Below are 8565 nucleotides of genomic sequence, written 5' to 3' on the forward strand. Positions count from 1 at the left end.
CGCCAGGGAGCCCTGGCCGGTGTCGTCGCCGACGCGGTCGCCCTAGCCGCCGAAGTACCCACCGACGCGGTGCGCCGCGCGGTGATGCTGTCCGGTTCGCTGCCGGCGACCGCAGCGCTGGCCGTTGCCGGCGGCGGGGCGGCATTGGCCGAAATGAGGATCGCCGTCGGGCGAGGCATTGAACCGATGCTCGCCGTACCGGCCTCCTCGGTGGCGGCGGCCTGGGTCGAGTTGGGTCCCACCGTGATCGTTGACGCGAAGTATGACGGGGCACGAATACAGGTGCACCGCAACGGATCCGACATCGCGGTGTTCACGCGTTCGCTGCGTGACATCACTCGCGCCGTGCCTGAGGTGGTGCGCTTGGTGGGCGAGTTGCCGTGCCACAGCATCATTCTCGACGGTGAGACGCTGGCCGTTACCGACGACGGCCGACCACGCCCCTTCCAGGAGACGATGAGCGGCTTCGGGGCCGGCCGCGGGGTGCTGCGCCCCTACTTCTTCGACTGCTTGCATCTGGACGGCGCCGACTTGATCGACGAGCCGCTGATCGAACGGCTCGCTGCATTGGCGTCCGTCGCGCCGGGGTTGCGGATTCCCAGCCGCACGCTGACGAGCACCGGCGAAATCGCCGCAGCCTTCGACGAGATGGTCGCCGCGGGTCACGAGGGCGTGATGGTCAAAGCGCCAGACGGACGGTATGCGGCGGGACGTCGCGGCCGCGCGTGGCAGAAGATCAAGCCGGTGCACACCATCGACCTGGTCGTGCTGGCCGCCGAGTGGGGGTCGGGCCGGCGCCGGGGTCGGCTGTCCAACATTCATCTCGGGGCCCGCGACCCGGCCGGGGGACCGCCAATCATGGTCGGCAAGACGTTCAAGGGGATGAGCGACGAGCTCCTCGCCTGGCAGACCGGCGAATTCCCCAAGTACGAAGTTTCCCGCGATGCGCACACCGTCCACCTGCGCCCGGCCCTCGTTGTCGAAGTCGCAATCGACGGTATCCAGCGCAGCACCAGGTATCCCGGCGGAGTGGCCCTCCGATTTGCCCGGGTGGTGCGGTACCGGCCCGACAAGACGCCCGGTGAGGCCGACAGCATCGTCGACTTGACCGAACTGGGCCGCTAGCCGGAACGCTCCGGTCCGGACGGTTGCGCGGGCGCTAGAACTGGACCTGGGGCGGGGCCTGCTGGCCTTCGGGGGCCTGGTAGAAGTCGCGCGCCTTCACCCCGGCGATGCCGCTGAAGAACATCCAGGGAATCGTCTGCACCAGCTGGTTGAGCCGGGAGACCGCGTCGTTGTAGAACTGCCGGGCAAAGCTCAGCTTGTTCTCGGTGTCGGACAGCTCGGCCTGCAGCTGCATGAAGTTCGTCGACGCCTTCAGATCGGGGTAGTTCTCGGCGACGGCGAACAGCCGGCCCAGCGCGCCGGTCATCGCCTGGTCGGCGGCGGCCTTCTGCTCGACGGTCCCGTTCTGCGCTGCTTGCGCGACCGCACCGCGGGCCCGCGCGACCTCTTCGAAGACACCACTCTCGTGGGCGGCATAACCCTTGACGGTGTTGACCAGGTTGGGGATCAGATCGGCGCGGCGAGTCAACTGGACGTCGATGCCGCCGAGTGACTCCTGTGCGGCGATGTCGGCCTTGCGCAGCTTGTTGAAGCCGACCATGCCGAACAGCACTAACGCGACGATTATCACGATGATGATGAGCAGGATGACCAGGGCGATGGACACGGTGGTCCCCTTTCGTTGGTTCTAGGAGTAGAGACTACTGGTGGGATCGCCCGCCTACCACGAGCCGCCGCCGCCACCACCGCCGCCGCCGCCGGAGAACCCGCCGCCGGAGAACCCGCCGCCACTGCTGCTCGAGGAAGCCTGACTCGCCGTGTACGCCGAGATCGACGACGACAGGCTGGATTCGAAACTGCCGATCCCACCCGGACCCGACAGCAGCATCGCAGGAACGGGGGAGCCGTAGGGGGTGACGATCCACGGAGGCGTGGGTGGCTCGGTGCCCATCGCCATCCGGTACTTGTTGGCCCACGCCGCGGCCGCGCCGAAGGCCACCGCGTACGGGATGTACGAGGTGTACAGGTCCTTGCGGGCGCTGAAGTCTAGGCGCTCCTTGTTGGACGGAGTCGAGAGCAATCGTTCGAATCCGCCGGCACGTGACCAGATGTCGCGGCCGAGCATGGTGCGCCGGGTGCCGACACCGGTGACGAACAGGCCGGCGCCACCGATGACGAACGCCGCGAGTGGCAGGACCGCCAGTGAGAACGGATACCACTTGACGATGAAGAGCAGCGCGGACAGGACGAACGCGGCGCCGACCAGGGCCCGGCCGGTGGTCTCGAACCCGCTGCGCTGAATCGCCCCGGACTGGACACCCCAGATTTTGACTGCATTGGTCACGGCGGACTGGGCTGCTTGCAGGCGCTCCCCGGCGTCGACCGAACCGTCGGCTTTGAAGGTCGCACCGGGGCTGGCGATGCCGAGGGAGTTGGCCACTGCCGCGGTGACCGGGTCCGCCTGGGCCCAACGCGTGGCGTCGACGTCGGAGACGACGGTGAAGTCGCCGTTGTCCTCGCGGACCAGGTGCGCGAGCTTCTGCTCGGCCATGAACAGCAACGTCGCCGTCAGGCCTTTGAGCGGCGGGGCTTCGCGAGTGATGTAGTAGGTCTGAACGGGCGAGAGGATCCCGCGGCCGCCCGGATCGGCTGGCGGCTCGAACATGACGGGCAACAGCGGGATCTCCTCGCGACTGCGCCAAGTCCAGAACAGGCCGAACCCGAGCATGATCAGCGAGGCCAGCACGATGAGCACGACCAGCGGTAGTGACCGGCCGAGCACGGGGTCGAGCCGGATGGACCACGGCACCGTCGTGCGCTTCGGCGGCGCCAGGTCCATGTCGGCCAGCAGTGCCACGCCGTTGTGCGAGCCGAGTTCGCCGGTGGTGACCACGACGGTGTTGGTGCCGTCGTTGCGCGCCTCGCAGTCGACGTTGTTGCTCGTGGCGCAGGCCGTGCTGGTGACCTTGGCCGGTAGGCGCACGGTCACTTTCGACGACTCGATGGGCATCGACCAGCCGTCGGCGACGACGCGCCAGCGGAACCGCGATTTGGTCCGGTCGCCCCAACTGGAGGTTGCCTCGCCGTCGACGGTTCGGGAGTTGGCCGGTTCGATGGTCCCGTCGATGGTGTAGCTGATCGTGTAGATGTGGGTACCGGGGTCGACGAATCGGTCGGCCGATCCGATCTTCGCGACCCGGAAGCGCTTACCGCGCTCCCACTGCAGGGTGAACGGTTCGGCGTGGCCGTCGAGGGTTACCGCGATGTCTTTGGGGATGTAGCGGACGTGCGGGTTGGACGAGTCGGCGAGGTCCCAGTAGCGGAAGATGCCGTGGCGACCGAGGGGGAACTCGGTGGTCAGGCTCTCGACGGCGCGAAGCCGGCCATCTGCGGCGACGTTGTACTGCGCCTCGTAGTTGGCAACCCGCACCGGATCGGTGGAGCCGCTGCCGGAGGACGTCGTGCCCAGGGACATGGGCAAGAACACGCCGATGAGGGTCAGCAGTGCAGCGAGGAAGGAGAGGAAGGCGCGGCGCACGTAAGGCAGCGTAACGCGAAACGGCCGTCGCGTCCCTCAAGGATGCGACGGCCGTTGCGCGGCGGTGCGGTGGCGCCGGTGCGAGCTACTTCTTGCCGCCGAGCAACCCGCCGAGGATGCTGCCCAGCGCGCCACCGGCCTGTTGCTGTCCGCCGCCGAGCATGCCGCCCAGGATGCCGCCGAGGCCGCCCGCCGCGTTGCCCCCACCGCCGAGTGCGCTCCCCAGGATCTGGCCGAGTGCGCCACCGGGGGTGGCGGCCTGCTGGTCGCCGCCCTTGCCGCTCATGAGCTTCTGCGTCACGAAGGCGATGACCAACGGAGCGAGCATGGGCAGGAGCTTCTTCATGAGGTCGGAGTTGACCGCGGCCGGTGCCTGTCCCGCCGCGGCGTGTGCGACCTCGTCGGTCTGGTCGCCGAACAGACCCTTCACGACGCCGGCGCCGTCGCCGGCGTCAGCAGCGGCGGTCAGGTTATCGGGGGCCGGGCCGTCGGTGTCGGCGTGGGCCTGGAGCCCGGCCAGCAGCGTCGGAACCGCTTGCGCGACTGCCGCGTCGGCGGTCGCCTCGTCGACGCCGAGCTTGGAAGCAATATCGCCGATCGGAATGGTCTTCAGCAGGTCATCGAGTTCGGACACGGGAGTCTCCTTTGTTGGGGCGCCGCCGCTATATTGCGACCGCGGTCACCGGTGCGGTTCATGCTACCGAACGGATGAATCGTGCTGCTTCACTTACCGCACGGCGCGATTCGGGGGTGAGCATGGGGAACATCTGAAAGACGTGGCCTTGATCGGGCCAGGCCTGCAGTTGCGACTGTGCGCCGGCGGCGAGGAGGGTGGCATGCAGGAAATGAGCGTCGTCGGCCATCACCTCGCGCGCACCAACCTGGATGAGCGTCGTCGGCAGGTCGTCGGCTGGGCGCAGCGACACGGTCATCCGGGGATGGTGGGCCGGTAGTCCACCGGTGTACATGTCCAGGAAGTGCCGGCCGGTGCGGGCCCGGATGATCGGGTCCTTGAGACCCCGCGCCTCACGGGCCAGTGCGAGGCCGAAGGTCGGGTCCATCAGCGGCGAGAACAAGACCATTGCGCGCGGTTGGGGCCGGGCCGCGGTCTGGTTGTCGGCGAGCAGGTCCATCGCCAGGTGGCCGCCGGCCGAGTCGCCGGCGACGACGATGTTCTCCGGCCGGTAGCCCTGATCGAGCAGCCACTCGTAGCCGCGCACGGTGTCGTCGCCCGCGGCCGGGAAGCGGTGCTCGGGCGCTAGGCGGTAGTCCAGGGAGAAGGCGACGTGATCGGTGCGCCGGGACAATCGAGAGACGAGGCCGCGGTGAGTCCGCGGACTACAGATCACATACCCGGAGCCGTGTAGGTAGTAGATGACTTGCGTGTCGGCGATGCGCCGCAGTCCGACGCCGGGACCCCAGACCCACTCGCCGCGCACCTGGCCGTCGCCGGCATGCCGCCGCACCGGCTCGGTGCGGGTGTCCGGGGGAACCGGGCTCGCGAAGTTGAGGGTCTGGTTGACCACCGGGCGAAATGCGCTGACCAGCTGGGGCGTGCCCAGGGTGGCGAGGCGAAATGCCGGGTTGACTACACGGGTCATCGAACCGTTGAGGGCCCGGGCGCGCAGCGAGCCGCGGGTTGCCCGAACACTGGTGATCGCGTTCACAAAATGTGACTGTAGTCCGTATTGAGCAAACGCTTGGGCAAGTTGCGGCACGAATTAGCGCTCAGCTAGCGCGCCGGGCGAGCCATTCTCGGTGAAGCGTCGGCAAACTCCGCAAAACTCCGCGAAACGTCCAGTTCACCGCGCCGAAACAGGCAATGTGGCCAATTCGATTTCCCGTCCCGGCCTTCGCCGTGGGAGAATGGCCGTACATCTGAATCGTCAGCAACGACGCTGGCCTCCCGTCGCGCAGCCCGCGACGGATTTCATCCAACAGTCCAATGTTTGGGGTGCTCAGCGTCGCGCACCGTTTGAGTGCGAAGGGGCGATCATGCACCATGCTCCGGGACCGGTCGGTCTCTACGATCCTGCCTATGAACACGACGCGTGCGGCGTCGCGTTCGTCGTCGACATGTACGGCCGCAAGAGCCGAGACATCGTCGAGAAGGCGATCACCGCGTTGGTGAACCTCGAGCATCGCGGTGCCGCGGGCGCCGAGCCGAACACCGGCGACGGCGCGGGAATCATGATCCAGATCCCCGACGCCTTCTTCCGCGCCGTGGTCGACTTCGACCTCCCCGCCGAGGGGGCCTACGCCACCGGCATCGCCTTCCTGCCGCAGGGCAGCGACGATGCGCGGGCCGCGGTCGAGGGTGTCAACCGGATCGTCGAAGAGCAGGGCCTGGTCGTGCTCGGCTGGCGGGACGTCCCCGTCGACGATGCGTCGATCGGAGCGCTCGCCCGGGACGCGATGCCGACCTTCCGTCAGGTGTTCATCGCGTTCGGCGGGAGCGAAGCAGACCGTAGCGATGGCCGCGCCGGCGACGAGTTGGAGCGCCGGGCGTATGTCGTTCGCAAGCGCGTCGAGCACGAACTCGGCAGCAAGGGCGCCGGCGAGGGGGCCGAGGCGTCGGGCACCGTGTACTTCCCCAGCCTGTCGGGCCGGACCGTCGTCTACAAGGGGATGCTGACGACGCCGCAGTTGCGCGGCTTCTACCTCGACCTGCAGGACGAGCGCGTCGTGAGCGCGCTGGGATTGGTGCACTCGCGCTTCTCCACCAACACATTCCCGAGCTGGCCCCTCGCCCACCCGTACCGCCGGGTCGCGCACAACGGCGAGATCAACACCGTCAACGGCAACGAGAACTGGATGCGCGCCCGCGAGGCGCTGATGGACATGTCGGCCTTCGCCGCCGATGGCGACCGTGGTCTGGGGGAGGACGGCGGAGCCCGCGTCTTCCCGATCTGCACCCCGGGCGCGTCGGACACCGCCCGGTTCGACGAGGCGCTGGAGCTACTCCATCTCGGCGGGCGAAGCCTGCCGCACGCGGTGCTGATGATGATCCCCGAGGCGTGGGAACGCCACGAGTCGATGAACCCCGCACACCGGGCGTTCTACGAATACCACTCGGCGCTCATGGAGGCCTGGGACGGCCCGGCATCGGTGTGCTTCACCGACGGCACCGTCATCGGCGCCGTCCTTGACCGCAACGGTCTGCGGCCGTCGCGGATCTGGGTCACCCGCGATGGGTTGATTGTTCTCGGCTCGGAGGTCGGCATCCTCGACGTCGACCCCGCGGACGTCGTGCAGAAGCTGCGGTTGCAGCCGGGCAAGATGTTCCTCGTCGACACCGCGCAGGGCCGCATCGTCGACGACGTTGAGATCAAGGATCAGCTGGCCGCCGAGCACCCGTACGAACAGTGGCTGGCGGAAAACCAGATCAGCCTGGGTGAGCTGCCCGCGCCCGAGCACATCCACATGTCGCACGAGCGTGTTGCGCACCGGCAGCAGCTGTTCGGCTACACCAATGAGGACCTCAGCCTCCTGGTCAAGCCGATGGCGGCGACCGGCGCCGAGGCGATCGGGTCGATGGGCACCGACACCCCGGTAGCGGTTCTCTCGGCGCGATCGCGATTGCTGTTCGACTACTTTCAGCAGTTGTTCGCGCAGGTCACCAACCCGCCGTTGGACGCCATCCGGGAAGAAGTCGTCACCAGCATCGGACAGCGGATCGGGGGCCAGGGCGACCTGCTGCACCCGGCGCCGGCGTCCGCGCGCCAGATTGCGCTGCCGAGCCCGATTCTCGACAACGATGATCTGCGGCGGCTGATCACGATCGACGGCGCGGCCACCGGCTTCGCATCGATCCACCTCCACGGCCTGTACCCGGTCGCCGAAGGCGGGGACGGACTGCGCCGTGCACTCGAGCAGGTGTGCAACCAGGTGTCGGCCGCCGTCGCCGACGGGGTGCAGTTGATCATCCTGTCCGACCGCGAGTCCGATGGGACGTTGGCACCGATCCCATCGCTGCTCCTGACATCGGCCGTGCACCACCACATGGTGCGGGAGAAGACGCGGAGCCGGGCCAGCCTCATCGTCGAGTCCGGCGATGCCCGCGAGGTCCACCACATGGCCGCACTCATCGGCTTCGGTGCGTCGGCGATCAATCCGTACATGGCCTTCGAATCGATCGAAGACATGCTGGAATCCGGTGCCATCATCGGCGCTACCGGTGATCACGCATCGGACTTCGCGACGGCTCGTGCCAACTACATCAAGGCCGCCGGCAAGGGCGTGCTCAAGGTGATGAGCAAGATGGGCATCTCGACGGTCCCGTCGTACAGCGGCGCCCAGCTGTTCCAGGTCATCGGATTGAGCCAGGAGACCGTCGACGAGTTCTTCACCGGCGCCAACAGTCAGCTCGACGGCATCGGGCTCGACGAGATTGCCGACGAGGTCGCCGCGCGCCACCACCTCGCCTTCTTGGCCCGGCCCGCCGAGTGGGCCCACCGCGAACTCGAAGTCGGTGGCGAGTACCAGTGGCGGCGCGAGGGGGAATATCACCTGTTCAACCCGGACACGGTGTTCAAGCTGCAGCACTCCACCCGGACCGGTCAGTACAAGGTGTTCAAGGAGTACACGGCGCTGGTGGACGACCAGTCGAAACGACTGGGCACCCTGCGCGGATTGTTCGACTTCAAGTTCGGTGATCGCGACCCGATCCCGATCGACAAGGTCGAGCCGGCGAGCGAGATCATCAAGCGCTTCTCCACCGGCGCGATGAGCTACGGTTCCATCTCGGCCGAAGCCCACGAGACGCTGGCGATCGCGATGAACCGGATCGGTGGCCGCTCCAACTCCGGTGAGGGCGGCGAAGACCCACGCCGCTTCAGCCGCGACGAGAATGGCGATTGGCGCCGGTCCGCGATCAAGCAGGTCGCGTCCGGCCGGTTCGGCGTGACCAGCCATTATCTGAGCAACTGCACCGACATCCAGATCAAGATGGCGCAGGGCGC

At 67.6% G+C, this 8565-nt stretch carries 6 protein-coding genes; 2 read left to right on the forward strand and 4 right to left on the reverse strand.

Going from position 1 to position 8565, the window contains the following annotated elements; translation table 11 throughout:
• Positions 1-1125 (forward strand): ATP-dependent DNA ligase (locus B4M62_RS07800; RefSeq protein ID WP_290706419.1); only part of this gene is annotated, 1125 nt, incomplete at its 5' end.
• 34 nt (positions 1126-1159) lie between these two features.
• Here B4M62_RS07800 and B4M62_RS07805 read toward each other — a convergent pair.
• From B4M62_RS07805 to B4M62_RS07820, 4 genes are all read right to left on the reverse strand, one after another.
• On the reverse strand, positions 1160-1666 hold the full coding sequence (locus B4M62_RS07805) for a LemA family protein (protein WP_290706425.1): 507 nt from the start codon (positions 1664-1666) through the stop codon (positions 1160-1162).
• Positions 1667-1786: 120 nt separating this feature from the next.
• A complete protein-coding gene (locus B4M62_RS07810) occupies positions 1787-3604 on the reverse strand; it encodes a DUF2207 domain-containing protein (RefSeq protein WP_290706421.1) in 1818 nt (605 codons plus the stop codon).
• 85 nt (positions 3605-3689) lie between these two features.
• Positions 3690-4238, reverse strand: coding sequence for a DUF937 domain-containing protein (locus tag B4M62_RS07815; RefSeq protein ID WP_290706422.1), 549 nt, complete (start codon positions 4236-4238; stop codon positions 3690-3692).
• Between the two features lie 58 nt (positions 4239-4296).
• Positions 4297-5271: an alpha/beta hydrolase gene (locus B4M62_RS07820; RefSeq protein ID WP_290706423.1), complete on the reverse strand. Its 975-nt coding sequence runs from the start codon at positions 5269-5271 to the stop codon at positions 4297-4299.
• Positions 5272-5599: 328 nt separating this feature from the next.
• On the opposite strand from B4M62_RS07820, the gene B4M62_RS07825 reads away from it, so the two are divergent.
• Positions 5600-8565, forward strand: a 2966-nt coding sequence (locus B4M62_RS07825) for a glutamate synthase central domain-containing protein (RefSeq protein ID WP_290706424.1), incomplete at its 3' end; no start/stop codon positions are given.

This window comes from Gordonia sp. UBA5067 (assembly GCF_002414845.1).
In the GTDB taxonomy this organism is placed as follows: Bacteria; Actinomycetota; Actinomycetes; order Mycobacteriales; family Mycobacteriaceae; genus Gordonia; species Gordonia defluvii.